This window comes from Pseudomonas sp. Lb2C2 (assembly GCF_052112205.1).
Lineage (GTDB): Bacteria > Pseudomonadota > Gammaproteobacteria > Pseudomonadales > Pseudomonadaceae > Aquipseudomonas > Aquipseudomonas kilonensis.
Window position 1 is genome coordinate 257,004 of record NZ_JAUTYW010000006.1, and the last position, 14,410, is coordinate 271,413.

At 64.8% G+C, this 14,410-nt stretch carries 15 protein-coding genes; all 15 read left to right on the top strand.

Features of this window, described 5'->3' with window-relative positions:
* Window positions 1-35: 35 nt before the first annotated feature.
* Genes Q7F16_RS19760 through Q7F16_RS19830 form a run of 15 tightly spaced genes read left to right on the top strand, consistent with a single transcriptional unit; the run spans window position 36 to window position 14,269 of the window.
* Window positions 36-770, top strand: a complete 735-nt coding sequence (locus Q7F16_RS19760; RefSeq protein ID WP_046065103.1) for a glycosyltransferase family 2 protein — start codon at window positions 36-38, stop codon at window positions 768-770.
* A complete protein-coding gene (locus Q7F16_RS19765) occupies window positions 767-1,711 on the top strand; it encodes an LpxL/LpxP family acyltransferase (RefSeq protein WP_014336212.1) in 945 nt (314 codons plus the stop codon). The genes Q7F16_RS19760 and Q7F16_RS19765 overlap by 4 nt, the downstream gene beginning before the upstream one ends.
* The gene (locus Q7F16_RS19770) at window positions 1,692-3,236 is read left to right on the top strand and encodes an HAL/PAL/TAL family ammonia-lyase (RefSeq protein ID WP_046065102.1); all 1,545 of its coding nucleotides are present in this window, start codon (window positions 1,692-1,694) and stop codon (window positions 3,234-3,236) included. The genes Q7F16_RS19765 and Q7F16_RS19770 overlap by 20 nt, the downstream gene beginning before the upstream one ends.
* Window positions 3,229-3,654 carry an acyl-CoA thioesterase gene (locus tag Q7F16_RS19775; protein ID WP_014336210.1) on the top strand — a complete coding sequence of 142 codons (426 nt, stop codon included), beginning with the start codon at window positions 3,229-3,231 and terminating at the stop codon, window positions 3,652-3,654. Before Q7F16_RS19770 ends, Q7F16_RS19775 begins: the two co-directional genes overlap by 8 nt.
* Entirely contained in the window at window positions 3,651-4,244 is a 594-nt protein-coding gene (locus Q7F16_RS19780) for a LolA family protein (RefSeq protein ID WP_014336209.1), read from the top strand. Before Q7F16_RS19775 ends, Q7F16_RS19780 begins: the two co-directional genes overlap by 4 nt.
* Window positions 4,228-6,567, top strand: a complete 2,340-nt coding sequence (locus tag Q7F16_RS19785) for an MMPL family transporter (protein WP_409556675.1) — start codon at window positions 4,228-4,230, stop codon at window positions 6,565-6,567. Before Q7F16_RS19780 ends, Q7F16_RS19785 begins: the two co-directional genes overlap by 17 nt.
* Window positions 6,564-7,721 carry a sodium:proton antiporter gene (locus tag Q7F16_RS19790; protein ID WP_409556674.1) on the top strand — a complete coding sequence of 386 codons (1,158 nt, stop codon included), beginning with the start codon at window positions 6,564-6,566 and terminating at the stop codon, window positions 7,719-7,721. Before Q7F16_RS19785 ends, Q7F16_RS19790 begins: the two co-directional genes overlap by 4 nt.
* A complete protein-coding gene (locus tag Q7F16_RS19795; protein WP_014336206.1) occupies window positions 7,708-8,955 on the top strand; it encodes an NAD(P)/FAD-dependent oxidoreductase in 1,248 nt (415 codons plus the stop codon). Before Q7F16_RS19790 ends, Q7F16_RS19795 begins: the two co-directional genes overlap by 14 nt.
* A 10-nt stretch (window positions 8,956-8,965) precedes the next feature.
* Window positions 8,966-9,694 (top strand): class I SAM-dependent methyltransferase, encoded by a 729-nt coding sequence (locus Q7F16_RS19800; protein ID WP_409556673.1) that lies wholly within the window; start codon window positions 8,966-8,968, stop codon window positions 9,692-9,694.
* Entirely contained in the window at window positions 9,691-10,173 is a 483-nt protein-coding gene (locus Q7F16_RS19805) for a DUF3261 domain-containing protein (protein WP_046065096.1), read from the top strand. Before Q7F16_RS19800 ends, Q7F16_RS19805 begins: the two co-directional genes overlap by 4 nt.
* Entirely contained in the window at window positions 10,170-11,366 is a 1,197-nt protein-coding gene (locus Q7F16_RS19810; protein WP_409556672.1) for a beta-ketoacyl-[acyl-carrier-protein] synthase family protein, read from the top strand. The genes Q7F16_RS19805 and Q7F16_RS19810 overlap by 4 nt, the downstream gene beginning before the upstream one ends.
* Window positions 11,363-11,830 (top strand): ApeP family dehydratase, encoded by a 468-nt coding sequence (locus Q7F16_RS19815; RefSeq protein ID WP_014336202.1) that lies wholly within the window; start codon window positions 11,363-11,365, stop codon window positions 11,828-11,830. The genes Q7F16_RS19810 and Q7F16_RS19815 overlap by 4 nt, the downstream gene beginning before the upstream one ends.
* Window positions 11,827-12,555: a 3-oxoacyl-ACP reductase FabG gene (gene fabG / locus Q7F16_RS19820; protein ID WP_014336201.1), complete on the top strand. Its 729-nt coding sequence runs from the start codon at window positions 11,827-11,829 to the stop codon at window positions 12,553-12,555. The genes Q7F16_RS19815 and fabG overlap by 4 nt, the downstream gene beginning before the upstream one ends.
* Window positions 12,555-13,781 (top strand): beta-ketoacyl-ACP synthase, encoded by a 1,227-nt coding sequence (locus Q7F16_RS19825; RefSeq protein ID WP_053185254.1) that lies wholly within the window; start codon window positions 12,555-12,557, stop codon window positions 13,779-13,781. The genes fabG and Q7F16_RS19825 overlap by 1 nt, the downstream gene beginning before the upstream one ends.
* A 41-nt stretch (window positions 13,782-13,822) precedes the next feature.
* Window positions 13,823-14,269: an excinuclease gene (locus tag Q7F16_RS19830; protein WP_409556671.1), complete on the top strand. Its 447-nt coding sequence runs from the start codon at window positions 13,823-13,825 to the stop codon at window positions 14,267-14,269.
* Window positions 14,270-14,410 lie beyond the last annotated feature (141 nt).

Here is a 14,410-nt window from a genome sequence, read left to right on the forward strand (position 1 = left end):
CCACAAAATGCTCCTTGGCCGCCGAGACATGCCGCATGCATAACCCCTGCGCCGTCATCCCGGTCTACAACCACGAAACCGCCATCCCGGCGGTGGTCCAGGCGTTGCTCGCCAACGGCCTGCCCTGCGTGCTGGTGGATGATGCCAGCAGCCCGGCGTGTGCCGCCGTGCTCGATCGGCTGGCCGAGGGCGATCAGGTCCATCTGGTCAGGCTGGCCGTCAACCAGGGCAAGGGCGGCGCGGTGATGACCGGCTTGCGGGAAGCGGCGCGCCTGGGCTTCAGCCACGCCTTGCAGGTGGACGCCGACGGGCAGCACGATCTTGGCGACGTGAAGACGTTCATCGAGCAATCCCGTGCCCACCCGGACGCAGTGATCTGTGGTTATCCGCGCTACGACGCCAGCGTGCCGAAAGGTCGCCTGTACGCGCGCTACCTGACCCACGTGATGGTCTGGATCAACAGCCTGTCCTTGCAAATCCGCGACTCCATGTGCGGCTTTCGGGTCTATCCCTTGGCACCGACCCTGGCGCTGATCGACTCGGCCAATATCGGCAAGCGGATGGATTTCGATTCGGACATCCTCGTGCGCCTGTCCTGGCGCAATCAGCCGATGCACTGGCTGCACACGCGGGTCCATTACCCCCAGGACGGGGTCTCGCACTTTCGCCTGTTCCACGACAACGTGCTGATTTCCAGCATGCACACCCGGTTGTTCTTCGGCATGCTCGTGCGCTTTCCCCTGATTCTCTGGCGACGGTGGCGGGCATGAACCTTCAGGAAGACAAGCAGCATTGGGCCGACCGCCAGGAGCGCGGCAGTTTCTGGCTGATGAAACTCACCGCGCTCGCCGCCAAGGTGCTCGGTCGGCGTTTACTGACCCCGGTGCTGTACGGCATCGTCCTGTACTTCTTCATTTTCGGCCGCAGCGCTCGCCAGGCCGCCTGGCAATACCAGCAGCGCCTGGCCGACTGGAGCGCACGTCCCGAGCTGCGCCCGACCCGCTGGCGGGTGTTCGGGCAATTCATGGCCTTTGCCGACTCCCTGCTGGACAAGCTCGACGTCTGGAACGGCAAGCTGAGCATCGACCAGATCGAAATCGTCGACCCGGCGCTGCTGCGCAATCATCTGCGCGATGCCCGCGGGCAAATGCTGGTGGGCGCGCACCTGGGCAATCTGGAGATGTGCCGGGCCCTGGCCGAGCTGGGCGAGAAAGTCACCATGAACGTGCTGGTGCACACCAAGCACGCCGAGCAGTTCAACCGCCTGCTGGGCGAAGCCGGTGCCACGCACTTGCGGCTGATCCAGGTCAGCGAGCTGGACCCGGTGATCATGTTGCAGTTGAGCGAGCGCCTGGAGCGCGGCGAGTGGCTGGCGATTGCCGGCGACCGCGTACCGCTGCACGGCGGGCGCAGCGTGACCGTGGACTTCATGGGGCTTGCGGCCGCATTCCCCCAGGGCCCCTGGCTGTTGGCCGGCCTGCTGAAATGCCCGGTCAACCTGCTGATGTGCCTCAAGCACGAGGGACGCTATCGCGTCACCCTCGAACCCTTCGCCGATGCCGTGGTGTGGAAACGCAACGACCGCGAGCAAGTGATCGCCCACTGGGCTGGCCGCTACGCCGAGCGCCTGGCGCAATACTGCCTCCAGGCCCCCCAACAGTGGTTCAACTTTTACCCTTTCTGGAAGACCGATGACGATGCCCACTCTTGAGCCGGTAACCTTCGGCGAACGCCCCTTGCGCATCGAAGATGTGCTGGCCCTGGCCAACCGTCAGGCACCGACGCAGTTGCAGGATGACCCGGCGTTCCGCCAGCGCATCGCCAAGGGTGCGCAATTCCTCGATTCCCTGCTGGACAAGGAAGGCGTTATCTACGGCGTGACCACCGGTTACGGCGACTCTTGCGTAGTGGCCGTGCCGTTGCACCACGTCGAGGCCCTGCCGCGTCATCTGTACACGTTCCACGGCTGCGGCCTGGGCAAGCTGCTCGACGCCCAGGCCACCCGTGCGGTGCTGGCGGCGCGTTTGCAGTCGCTGTGCCACGGCGTGTCGGGGGTGCGGGTGGAGCTGCTGGAACGCCTGCAGGCCTTTCTCGAACACGACATCCTGCCGCTGATCCCGGAAGAAGGCTCGGTGGGCGCCAGCGGCGACCTGACGCCGCTGTCCTACGTCGCCGCCACGCTGTCCGGCGAACGGGAAGTGATGTTCCGTGGCGAACGGCGCCTGGCCGCTGATGTGCACCGCGAACTGGGCTGGGCCCCATTGGTGCTGCGGCCCAAGGAAGCCCTGGCGCTGATGAACGGCACCGCCGTGATGACCGGCCTGGCCTGCCTGGCCTTCGCCCGCGCCGACTACCTGCTGCAACTGGCGACCCGCATCACCGCGCTGAACGTCGTCGCCCTGCAAGGCAACCCGGAACACTTCGACGAACGCCTGTTCGCCGCCAAGCCACACCCGGGACAAATGCAAGTCGCCGCATGGCTGCGCAAGGACCTGGCCATCGACGCGCCGACCGCGCCGCTGCATCGCCTGCAGGATCGCTATTCCCTGCGCTGCGCGCCCCATGTGCTTGGGGTACTGGCCGACAGCCTGGGCTGGCTGCGCGCGTTCATCGAAACCGAACTCAACAGCGCCAACGACAACCCGATCATCGACGCCGAAGCCGAGCGCGTGCTGCACGGTGGACATTTCTACGGTGGGCATATCGCCTTCGCCATGGACAGCCTGAAGAACCTGGTGGCCAACGTCGCCGACCTGCTGGATCGCCAGCTCGCGCTGCTGGTGGACGAGCGCTACAACCATGGCCTGCCCAGCAACCTGTCCGGCGCCAGCGCCGAGCGGGCGATGCTCAACCATGGCTTCAAGGCCGTGCAGATCGGCACCAGTGCCTGGACCGCCGAAGCCCTGAAAAACACCATGCCGGCCAGCGTGTTCTCGCGCTCCACCGAGTGCCACAACCAGGACAAGGTAAGCATGGGCACCATCGCCGCCCGGGACGCGATCCGCGTACTGGAGCTGACCGAACAAGTCGCCGCCGCCACCTTGCTGGCCGCCAACCAAGGCGTGTGGCTGCGCAGCCGTGCCGAAGACGCGCGCCCACTGCCGCCGGCGCTGGCCGCCATGCACGAGCAACTGGCCGAGGATTTCCCCCCTGTGATCGAAGACCGCGCCCTGGAAGGCGAACTGCGCCTGTGCCTGCAACGCATCGCCGAGCAACACTGGAGGCTGCATGCGTAGCCAAGGCGTTTTGCACGTTGACACACACATCGTGGTGCCGTTCTTCGATGTCGATTCGATGAACGTGGTCTGGCACGGCCACTACGTCAAATACCTGGAAGTGGCCCGCTGTGCCTTGCTCGACCTGATCGGCCACAACTACAACGACATGCTCGAATCCGGCCATGCGTGGCCGATCATCGACCTGCAACTGCGCTACGTGCGCAGCGCCGTGTTCGGCCAGGCCCTGACCGTGCGCGCGAGCCTGGTGGAGTGGGAAAACCGGCTGAAGATCAATTACCTGATCAGCGACGCAGCCACGGGCGAGCGCTTGACCCGTGCCAGTTCGGTGCAAGTGGCCGTGGACCTCGCCAGTCGCGAAATGCTGCTGGCCTCGCCCCGGGTCTTTGTTCAAGCCGTGGAAAGGAAACTGCCATGAAGCGCCTGGTTATCTGGCTGTTGCTGTGCTGCCTGGCGCCCGCTGCCCAAGCGTTCGACTTGCAACAACTGAGCGACCAACTGGCCCGCCCGGAGGTGATCCACGGGCAGTTCATCCAGGAAAAACACCTGCGCGCCCTGCCCCAGCCCCTCACCAGCAAGGGGCGCTTCGTGCTGGCGAAAAACCACGGCCTGCTGTGGCTGCTGCAAACCCCGCTGCAACAGGACTACCGCATCACCACCCAGGGCATCGCCCGACGAGACGGCAGCACCTGGCAGATGTTGCCGAACAAGAGCGCCGGCGCCGAACAGAACCGACTGTTCCTGGCGGTATTGCAGGGTGACAGCACAGGTCTGCAGCGGGATTTCGAACTGAGCCTGTCGGGTGAGCCACAACAATGGAAGCTCACCCTGACCCCGCGCTCGGTGCTGCTCAAACAGGTTTTCAACCAGATCAACATCGACGGCGGCGAACTGGTACAGCGCATCGAACTGCTGGAAACCCAAGGCGACAGTACCGTGCTGCGCATGCAAGACAGCACGAGCACGCAGCCTTTGAGCGAAGCGGAGCAACATGACTTTGCCGAGTGAACGGATGCTGCCCCGGCTGTTCCTGATCCTGCTGCTGGCGGTGCTCGCGCTCGCCGGTTGGCAATGGCGTAACGGCGCGCCGCTGTCGGCCAATCTCATGGAGCTGGTGCCGGGTACGTCGCCCGATGCCCTGGAGCTGATCGCCGAACAACGCATGCAGGAGCCGCTCAATCGCGAGGTGCTGGTGCTGGTCGGTCACACCGATCGCCAGCAAGCCATCACCCTGGCGCAAACCCTGGGCGAGCAATGGCAGGCCAGCGGCCTGTTCGACAAGGTCCAGTGGACGTTGCAGGCCGACTTGCCGGCGCTGCGCAGGCAATTGCTCGACGGGCGACTGGCGATGCTCTCGGCGGCGGACCGGCAGCAATTGATCGAGCAACCCGAGGCGTTCATCCAACAGCGGGTGCAGGCCCTGTTCGACCCATTCAGCGGCTTCAGCCTGGTGCCGAACCAGGACGACTGGCTGGGCCTGACCGGGCGCATCCAGAACAGCCAGCCACAACGCGGCGCGATAAAATTCGACATCGGCAGCGGTGCGTTGGTCGCCGATGCCGACGGTAAAAGCTGGGTGATGCTGCGGGCCCGCGCCCAAGGCAACGCCTTCGACATGAACCTGCCGCTGCAAGTGGCCGAGCTGCTGCAACACAGCCGCGACCAGGCGGCCCAAGCCCAAGGGCAACTGCTAGCGGCCAGCGGCCTACTGTACGCCGCCAGCGGCCAGCAACAGGCGTCGCGGGAAATCACCTGGGTCGGCGGAGGCGCGACCGTCGGCATCTTGTTGCTGCTGTTGCTGGCCTTCCGGCGCCTGCGCGTGTGGCTGGCGTTCGTGCCGGTGCTGGTAGGCATGCTGTTCGGCGCGGTGGCCTGCGTGGCCTTGTTCGGGCGCATGCATGTGATGACCCTGGTACTGGGTTCCAGCCTGATCGGCGTCGCGGTGGACTACCCGTTGCACTATCTGTCCAAGAGCTGGAGCCTAAAGCCATGGCGCAGTTGGCCGGCCTTGCGCCTGACCCTGCCGGGGCTGAGCCTGAGCCTGGCGACCACCTGCATCGGCTACCTGGCCCTGGCCTGGACGCCGTTCCCGGCCCTGACCCAGATCGCGATCTTTTCCGCCGCCGGGCTGGTGGGCGCCTACTTGACTGCCGTCTGCCTGCTGCCAGCGTTGCTCAAGGGTGCCGACTTGCGTCCGGCCCAGTGGCCGCTGCGGCTGTGCGAATGCCTGCTCCAGACCCGCCAAGCGCTGTTGGCGCGGGTACCCACGCCAGTGCTGCTGGTGGTGCTGCTGAGCTTTTGCGCAGGCGGCCTCTGGCACCTGACCACGAAAAACGACATCCGCCAGTGGATCGGCACGCCCCAGCACCTCACCGACGAGGCCCGCGACATCGCACGCATCACCGGTTTCCAGCCCACCAGCCAGTTCTTCCTGATCCGCGCCGACGACCAGGCACAACTGCTGGAGCGCCAGACCGCCCTCAATGAGCGGCTGGACCAGTTGATCGGCCTGGAAAAACTCCAGGGCTACCTGTCGCTGAACCAACTGGTCAGCCCGCCCGCCGAACAGCAGAAAGTACGTGAGGCCCTGGCCCGGTTGCCGGGCTTCTGGCAACCGCTGCTGGACCTGGGCGTGCCGGTCGCCGCGCTGCAAGCGGAGCTGGCGCAACTACAGGCCCTGCCGGTGACCGACATTGACGCCGCGCTGGCAGGTCCGTTGGCCGAGCCGTATCGCACACTCTGGCTCGGACCAACAGCGCAAGGCGTCGCGGCGGTGGTCAGCTTGCAAGGGTTGAACGATGCGGCGCTGCGGCGGGTTCAGGCGGTGGATTTGCCGGGCGTACAACTGGTGGATCGCCTGGGCGACCTGAACCGGGTCTTCGCCGCCACGCAGGTCAGCGCCGCCGAGTTGAAACTGGCCTCCTGCGTGTTGATTGTGCTGGTGCTGGTCTGGCCGTTTGGCGTCGGCGGCGCCTTGCGCATCGTGGCCCTGCCGCTGCTGGCCGCGCTGTGCAGCCTGGCGAGCCTCGGCTGGCTGGGGCAGCCATTGACCTTGTTCAGCCTGTTCGGCCTGTTGCTGGTGACGGCCATCGGTGTCGATTACGCGATCCTGATGCGCGAGCAGATCGGCGGTGCCGCCGTGAGCCTGCTGGGCACGTTGCTGGCGGCGGTCACCACCTGGCTGTCGTTCGGCCTGCTGGCGCTGTCCAGCACCCCGGCGGTGAGCAACTTCGGCCTGGCAGTAAGCCTGGGGCTGGCCTTCAGCTTCATACTGGCGCCGTGGGTCGGACATCAGGCCCACGCGGCAGCGGTCGCGGAGCCCGCCCCATGATGATCCTACTGTTCTGGCTCATGGCCCTGGGGCTATTCGCAGTCGCGACCCACATAGGCCGTCGCTTCGGGTTGATCCCGATTGTCAGCCAGTTGTTGCTGGCGACGTTCGGCCTGCCGCTGCTGATGTATTTCTGGATCGAGCCGGACTGGCAGCTCAGCGGCGCGCAACTGGTGTCGCCAGTGTGGCTGAAGAACCTCTACAGCTTCGCGTTTGCGCTGTTGCTGGGGCACATCCTCAGCGACGTGATCGACCTGCGCCTGGACCACCAGAGCGTGAAAATCGCCCTGCCAAGCTTCGTCGTTCCGTTCGCCTGCGGTCTGGCGACAGCGTTCTGGCTGCTGCCGCCCCAGCCCTGGATCAGCTCCCTGGCGGTGGGACTGCTGTTTGCGATCACGGCGATCCCGGTGCTGTATCTGTACCTGCGTCACATCGATTACCCGCCCGCCGCCACCCGGCGACTGGTGCAAACGGCGATCCTGATCGACCTGGCCTGCTGGAGCCTGTTCGGCCTGGCCCAGGGCAGCCTCCACCTGGGCAGCCTGTTGCTGCCGTTAATCGGCGCCTGCGTGCCGCTGCTGTTGCGCCTGTTTGGCCTGCGCCAGCCGTTGCTGTACAGCGGTGTGTTTTTTGCCTTGCTGGTGGTGGCCGAACACTACCGGCTCAATGCACTGATCGTCGGCATCGGCTATCTGCTGTGCATGGCCGCGCTCAAAGTACCCTTGAGGCTGCCGCTCAATGCTGCCTGGATGCAGGATTTACAGACGTACCTGGCGATCCCGCTGATCCTCACGTTCGGCATTGTGCAGATCGACGTCCACAGCGCCATGAACAGCCTCGACTGGGTGCAATTGGCCGCGTTGCTGCTGTTGCCCATTGCCAGCAAACTGCTGGGCAACTGGCTGGGACTGGGGTGGGCCACCGCATCATTCGCCGGCGCCAGTCGCTGGCGCGAAAGTGTCCTGCTGAACATTCGCGGCTTGAGTGAAATCGTCTTCCTCAACCTGCTCTTGCAACAACAACTCATCAGCCCGGCGTTGTATTTCACGCTGATGCTGATGGGGCTGATCGCCACATTGCTGCCGGCCGTGGCCGGTTTCCACCGTATCCCCTCGCTTGCCGTCCCGGCCAGGAGCTCCCGTGCCAACAGTTGAAACGGAACGTCGACAGGTCGTCATCATCGGCGCAGGCCCTTCCGGCGCCATCGCCGCCGCGCTGCTCAAGCGCAAGGGCCACGATGTGCTGGTCATCGAGCGCCAGCATTTCCCCCGGTTCTCCATCGGTGAGAGCCTGCTGTCCCATTGCCTGGATTTCGTCGAAGAAGCCGGCATGCTCGACGCGGTGAATGCCGCCGGGTTCCAGCGCAAGAACGGCGCCGCGTTTGCCTGGGGCGAGCGCTACAGTGCCTTCGATTTCGGCGACACCTTCAGCAACGGCAAGCCCACGACCTTCCAGGTGCAACGCGCCGACTTCGACAAGTTGCTGGCCGACCAGGCCGCCCTGCAAGGCGTGGAGATCCGCTACGGCCAAGCAATCACCAACGCCGATTTCACTCTCGCCAAACCACAACTGGGCGTGCAGCGCGAAGACGGCAGCGAGTACTGCGTCGAAGCCGATTTCGTGCTCGATGCCAGCGGCTATGGCCGAGTCCTGCCGCGCCTGCTGGACCTTGAGGCGCCGTCGAATTTCCCGGTGCGCCAGGCGGTGTTCACGCACATCGAAGATCGCATCGACGCCTCGGCTTTTGATCGGGACAAGATCCTCATCACCACCCACCCGAGCAAACGCGACGTGTGGTTCTGGACCATTCCATTCAGCGACGGGCGCTGCTCGGTGGGTGTAGTTGCAGCGGCGGAACATTTCGCCGGCCGCACCGACGACCTCGATGCCTGCCTGCGCGGTTTCATCGATGAAACCCCAAGCCTGGCCGGCGTGCTGCAGAACGCCGTGTGGGACACCCCGGCGCGGACCATCGGCGGCTACTCGGCCAACGTCAAGACCCTGCACGGCCAAGGCTTCGCCCTGCTGGGCAACGCTGCGGAATTCCTCGACCCGGTGTTCTCCTCCGGCGTGACCATTGCCATGCGCTCGGCGAGCATGGCCGCCGACGTGCTCCACCGTCAGTTGCAAGGTGAACCCGTGGATTGGCAAAGCGAGTTTGCCGTGCCGCTCAAGCGCGGCGTCGACACCTTCCGCTGCTATGTCGAGGGCTGGTACGCCGGCACCTTCCAGGACGTGATTTTCTACACCGAAGGCTCGGACGACATCCGCCGCATGATCAGCTCGATCCTGGCCGGCTACGCCTGGGATCAGCGCAATCCGTTTGTCAGCGAACCCAAGCGGCGCCTGCGCATGCTCTCGGAAATCTGCGCGAGCCCGACGCCATGAGTCAGCAACCATGAGCTACCTGAGCGACAACTACGTCGAAGAAACCCGCTTCGGTTTCTGGTTCCTGCGCAGCCACACCTGGCAGCACCATGTGTTGCGCGTGGCGATCAACGACCTGCGCAGCCTGTTCAGCACCCCGCTGCCGAGCAACCCGGTGCTGCTGGACGCCGGCTGCGGCCAGGGCAAATCATTCCAGTACCTGCGCCAGGTGTTCGCGCCACACCACCTGATCGGCGTGGATGCCGACCCCCACAGCCTGGACCTGAGCCGGGAGGAGGCCACGCGCCAGGGCATGACCGTGGAGCTGATTGGCAGCGACTGCGCGACATTGGCTGTGCCCGATGCCAGCGTCGACCTGCTGTTCTGCCACCAGACGTTCCATCACTTGGTGGAACAGGAAAACGCCCTCGCCGAGTTCTACCGCGTACTCAAGCCCGGCGGTTATTTGATGTTCGCCGAATCCACCGAAGCCTATATCGACACCTGGGTGATTCGCTGGCTGTTCCGGCATCCCATGCACGTGCAGAAAAGTGCCGCGCAATACCTGGAGATGATCCGCGGGCAGGGTTTCCAGTTCGAAGCCTGCAACGTGTCCTATCCGTATCTGTGGTGGAGCCGCGCCAAGGACTTCGGCTTGCTGGAGCGTTTTGGCCTGCGCCGGGCCAAACCGTTCGGCGAGCGAGAGGAAACCCTGGTCAATGTGGTGGCGCGCAAGCCCGTCGAAGGGGCCATCGGATGATTCGTGCCCTGCTTATCGGCTGCCTGTTGCTGCTCAGTGCCTGCGCCAGCCATGCGCCACTGCCCGAGCGCACACCAACCCTGGCCTTGCCGATGCAACTGCACATAGAACGGACATTGGCCGGCCAACGCCAGGATTGGCTGCTGGTGATCCAGCGCGAAGACGCCGGCATCCGTTGGTCGATGATGGACCCGCTGGGCATTCCCGTGGCCCGCCAGCGCCTGGTTGCAGGCCAGTGGCAAGCCGACGGTCTGCTGCCGCCCAATGCCGAGGCCCGGGAGTTGTTCGCCGCGCTGTTGTTCGCCCTGACCCCCGAAGCCGAACTGCCCGGCAACTACCCGGCCGCTCGGCAACAGGCGTCGCAACGGACCCTCGATAGTCGCTGGCAGGTGCGCTACACGCAGCCGCTGGATTTTGAAATGAGCCTGCCCCAAGGCCCCCGCTACCGCATCACACCGTTGACCGAGAACGCCCCATGACCGCCTATTTGAATGCCCTCGGGGTGATCTGTGCCCTGGGCCGCGACAAGCACACCGTCGCGCGCAACCTGTTTGCCGGCGACTGCTCGGGCGTGCGTATCAAGGACGGCTGGGTCGCCGAACGTGCGTTGCCGGTTGACGCGGTGCCGGGTGAACTCGCCCCCATTCCCCCAACCCTGTTGGCGCACCGCAGCCGCAACAATCAACTGCTGTTGGAAGCCGGGCTGCAGATTCGCGCCGAGATCGACCAGGCCATCCAGGCCTACGGTCGCGCCCGCATCGGTATCGTGTTGGGCACCAGCACTTCGGGGATCGATGAGGCCAGCCAGGGCATTGCCCATTACCTGCGCGAGCAACACTTCCCCGACGGCTACGACTACCAGCAACAGGAACTCAGCGCGCCGGCCAACTTTCTTTCCGACTGGCTCGGCCTGAGCGGCCCCTCCTACGTGATTTCCACGGCCTGCACCTCCAGCGCCCGCGCCTTGATGAGCGCCCGGCGCCTGCTGGACCTGGGCCTGTGCGACGCCGTGCTGTGCGGTGGCGTGGACAGCCTGTGCAAACTGACCCTCAACGGTTTTTCCGCACTGGAAGCGGTGTCGAACGAACGCTGCAATCCGTTTTCGGTGAACCGCAGCGGCATCAACATTGGCGAAGCAGCCGTGCTGTTCCTCATGAGCAAGACGCCGGGCGAAGGAACATCGATTGCCTTGCTCGGCGACGGTGCCAGTTCCGATGCCCACCATATTTCCGCACCTGAACCCAGCGGTCGCGGCGCCCGCCAGGCCATGGAAAAAGCCCTGCGTTGCGCCGGCCTCGAGGCCAGCCAGATCGACTACCTGAACCTGCACGGCACCGCCACGCAACACAACGACGCCATGGAAAGCCAGGCGGTGGCCGGGCTGTTTCCGGCGGGCGTGCCCTGCTCGTCCACCAAGCCCATGACCGGCCATACCCTCGGCGCGGCCGGGGCACTGGAAGCGGCGTTCTGCTGGCTGGCCCTGAGCGCAGAGAATATCGCCCTGGCCCTGCCGCCGCATGTCTGGGACGGCCAGGCCGATCCGGCCCTGCCGGCGCTGGACTGGGTCACCGCCGGCACCCACCTGAACCCGGCCACCCCGCGTCGCCTGATGAGCAATTCATTTGCATTCGGCGGCAACAACGTCAGCCTGATTATCGGAGACGCCCCATGATTGACTGGCCGCTCGCCGAACTGCTGCCCCATGCCGGCGACATGATCCTCATCGACCGGATCCTGTCGTTCGATGACGAACAGATCCATACCCACGCCACCGTCAAGCCCGGCGGTTTGTTCAGCCGCGACGATGGCGCGCTGCCGGCCTGGGTCGGCATCGAGCTGATGGCCCAAAGCGTCGCCGCCTTTGCCGGTTGCCATGCACGCCAACGGGGTGATGCCGTGGCCCTGGGCTTTTTGCTCGGCACCCGCAAGTTCGAATGCAACGTCGAGTGTTTTCCAGCCGGCGTCGAGCTGACCATCCACGGCGTGCGCTCCCTGGAAGACGACAACGGCATGGGCGTGTTCGAATGCCACATCCACGCCCCCGGCATTCATGCCACGGCCCGGCTCAACGTATTCCGTCCGCCCCAGGCCGCCCATTACCTTCATGAACCGTCCGCAACAGGAAACCCGTCATGACTGAATCCGTACTGGTCACCGGCTCCAGCCGTGGCATCGGCCGCGCCATCGCCCTGCGCCTGGCCCAGGCCGGGCACGACATCGTGCTGCACTGCCGCAGTGGCCGCGCCGAGGCCGAGACGGTCCAGGCGCAAATCCAGGCCCTGGGCCGCAACGCCCGGGTGCTGCAATTCGACGTGGCCGACCGTGCCGCGTGCAAGGCCATCCTCGAAGCCGACGTCGAAACCCACGGTGCCTATTACGGCGTGGTGCTCAACGCCGGCCTGACCCGCGATGGTGCTTTCCCGGCCCTGAGCGAAGACGACTGGGATGTGGTGATGCGCACCAACCTCGACGGTTTCTACAACGTGCTGCATCCGGTGATGATGCCGATGATCCGTCGTCGCGCCGCCGGGCGGATCGTCTGCATCACCTCGGTTTCCGGGCTGATCGGCAATCGCGGCCAGGTCAACTACAGCGCCTCGAAGGCCGGTTTGATCGGCGCGGCCAAGGCGTTGGCAATCGAGCTGGGCAAGCGCAAGATCACCGTCAATTGCGTCGCGCCAGGCTTGATCGACACTGCCATGCTCGATGAAAACGTACCCGTGGAAGAACTGATGAAAATGATCCCCGCCCAACGCATGGGCACCGCGGAAGAAGTGGCGGGTGCGGTGAATTTCCTGATGTCTGCCGAAGCCGGCTACATCACCCGGCAGGTCCTGGCCGTCAACGGAGGCTTGTGCTGATGAAGCGCGTCGTCGTCACCGGCATGGCCGGCATCACCTCCATAGGCAGCGACTGGGAGACCATCGCCGCCAACTTCGCCGCCAACCGCAGCGGCATCCGGCGCATGGATGAGTGGGACCGTTTCACCGAACTGAACACCCGCCTGGCCGGCCCCATCGACGACTTCCAGGTCCCGGCCCACTGGACCCGCAAGCAACTGCGCAGCATGGGCCGCGTTTCGCGCCTGGCGGTGGGCGCGGCGGAACAGGCCCTGGCCGACGCCGGCCTGCTGGGCGACGAGTCGATCAAGGACGGGCGCATGGGCGTGTCCTGCGGTTCGTCCACCGGCAGCACCGACGAGATCAAGGCCTTTGGCAACATGCTGCTCAACAGCGTGGCCGAAGGGCTGAACGCCAACTCCTACGTGCGGATGATGCCCCACACCACGGCGGCCAACATCAGCATCTTCTTCGGCCTGACCGGACGCCTGATCCCCACCTCCAGCGCCTGCACCAGCGGCAGCCATGGCATCGGCTACGCCTACGAAGCCATCAAGTTCGGGCGCCTGCCGTTGATGCTCGCCGGTGGCGCTGAAGAACTGTGCCCGACCGAAGCGATGGTCTTCGATGCGCTCTACGCCACCAGCCTGAAAAACGATGCGCCGCAAACCAGCCCGCGCCCCTACGACAAGGACCGCGACGGTTTGGTGATCGGTGAAGGCGCCGGCATGCTCGTGCTTGAAGAACTGGAACACGCCCTGGCCCGTGGCGCACGGATCCATGCCGAGATCGTCGGCTTTGGCAGCAACGCCGACGGCCAGCACGCCACCCGCCCCGAACTGCTCACCATGCGCCGGGCCATGGAACTGGCCCTGGAAGATGCCGGCCTCGAACCCTCGGCCATCGGCTACGTCAACGGCCACGGCACCGCCACCGAACAGGGCGACATTGCCGAAACCCTGGCCACCAGCAGCCTGTTCGGCGAACACATGCCCATCAGCTCACAGAAGAGTTTCCTCGGCCACACCCTGGGTGCCTGCGGGGCGCTGGAGTCCTGGTTCAGCATCGAAATGATGAACCGCGACCTCTACGTGCACACCTTCAACCTCGATGAGGTTGATCCCCAATGCGGCAAGCTCGATTACCTGCGTAACGAGTTCAGGTCGATGAGCAACGAATACGTGATGAACAACAACTTCGCCTTTGGTGGGGTCAACACCTCGCTGATTTTCCGCCGCTGGCACTGAATCGGATTCAAAACCCTGTTACCCCCGTCAAGGAGACCCTGATGTCGTTGAAGAGAATCGCCGTGACCGCCGTCCTGTTGCTCAGCAGCCTGCCAAGCCTCAGTCAGGCCCGTGATACCACGCTGTTCCTGCCGTTCGATAAAGTCGTCGCCGAAGCCATCCGCACCGGCAAGATCGACGGCAGCGTGAAGTTCTACCTGGCCGGAAACAAACCGGCCGGCAACGTCACCGTGGTCAGCCCAGGAGCGGTGACCAACAAGAAAACCAACGCCTTCAACAAATCCGATGAAGTAGCCTGCGAATGGGTCCTGCAATCAGCCCTGATCAGCCTGCACGAGGCGGCCAAGAACGCCGGTGCCAACGCCGTCACTAACATCGTCAGCTTCTACAAGCGCAACGAACGCAAGGATCCCACCACCTACGAATGCCACGCCGGCGCGATCATGGCCGGCGTCGCGTTGAAAGGGGATTTGGCGAAGGTGCAATAAAAAAGCACCTTTTGAAGTCCCCGCTGGGGTGTAGGAGCTGTCGAGTGCAACGAGGCTGCGATCTTTCCCCAGACACTTGAGTCCCAAGCGAAAGATCAAAAGATCGTCCGAACGCGGCCCGAGCCTTCGGCAGCTCCTACA

Bases quoted from the DNA above. Each gene is read 5' to 3' on its own strand.
- fabG (WP_014336201.1), top strand. From the start codon at position 11,827: ATGACTGAATCCGTACTGGTCACCGGCTCCAGCCGTGGCATCGGCCGC.
- Q7F16_RS19765 (WP_014336212.1), top strand. From the start codon at position 767: ATGAACCTTCAGGAAGACAAGCAGCATTGGGCCGACCGCCAGGAGCGC.
- Q7F16_RS19815 (WP_014336202.1), top strand. From the start codon at position 11,363: ATGATTGACTGGCCGCTCGCCGAACTGCTGCCCCATGCCGGCGACATG.
- Q7F16_RS19810 (WP_409556672.1), top strand. From the start codon at position 10,170: ATGACCGCCTATTTGAATGCCCTCGGGGTGATCTGTGCCCTGGGCCGC.
- Q7F16_RS19785 (WP_409556675.1), top strand. From the start codon at position 4,228: ATGACTTTGCCGAGTGAACGGATGCTGCCCCGGCTGTTCCTGATCCTG.
- Q7F16_RS19825 (WP_053185254.1), top strand. From the start codon at position 12,555: ATGAAGCGCGTCGTCGTCACCGGCATGGCCGGCATCACCTCCATAGGC.
- Q7F16_RS19770 (WP_046065102.1), top strand. From the start codon at position 1,692: ATGACGATGCCCACTCTTGAGCCGGTAACCTTCGGCGAACGCCCCTTG.
- Q7F16_RS19805 (WP_046065096.1), top strand. From the start codon at position 9,691: ATGATTCGTGCCCTGCTTATCGGCTGCCTGTTGCTGCTCAGTGCCTGC.
- Q7F16_RS19830 (WP_409556671.1), top strand. From the start codon at position 13,823: ATGTCGTTGAAGAGAATCGCCGTGACCGCCGTCCTGTTGCTCAGCAGC.
- Q7F16_RS19790 (WP_409556674.1), top strand. From the start codon at position 6,564: ATGATGATCCTACTGTTCTGGCTCATGGCCCTGGGGCTATTCGCAGTC.
- Q7F16_RS19800 (WP_409556673.1), top strand. From the start codon at position 8,966: ATGAGCTACCTGAGCGACAACTACGTCGAAGAAACCCGCTTCGGTTTC.
- Q7F16_RS19760 (WP_046065103.1), top strand. From the start codon at position 36: ATGCATAACCCCTGCGCCGTCATCCCGGTCTACAACCACGAAACCGCC.
- Q7F16_RS19775 (WP_014336210.1), top strand. From the start codon at position 3,229: ATGCGTAGCCAAGGCGTTTTGCACGTTGACACACACATCGTGGTGCCG.
- Q7F16_RS19780 (WP_014336209.1), top strand. From the start codon at position 3,651: ATGAAGCGCCTGGTTATCTGGCTGTTGCTGTGCTGCCTGGCGCCCGCT.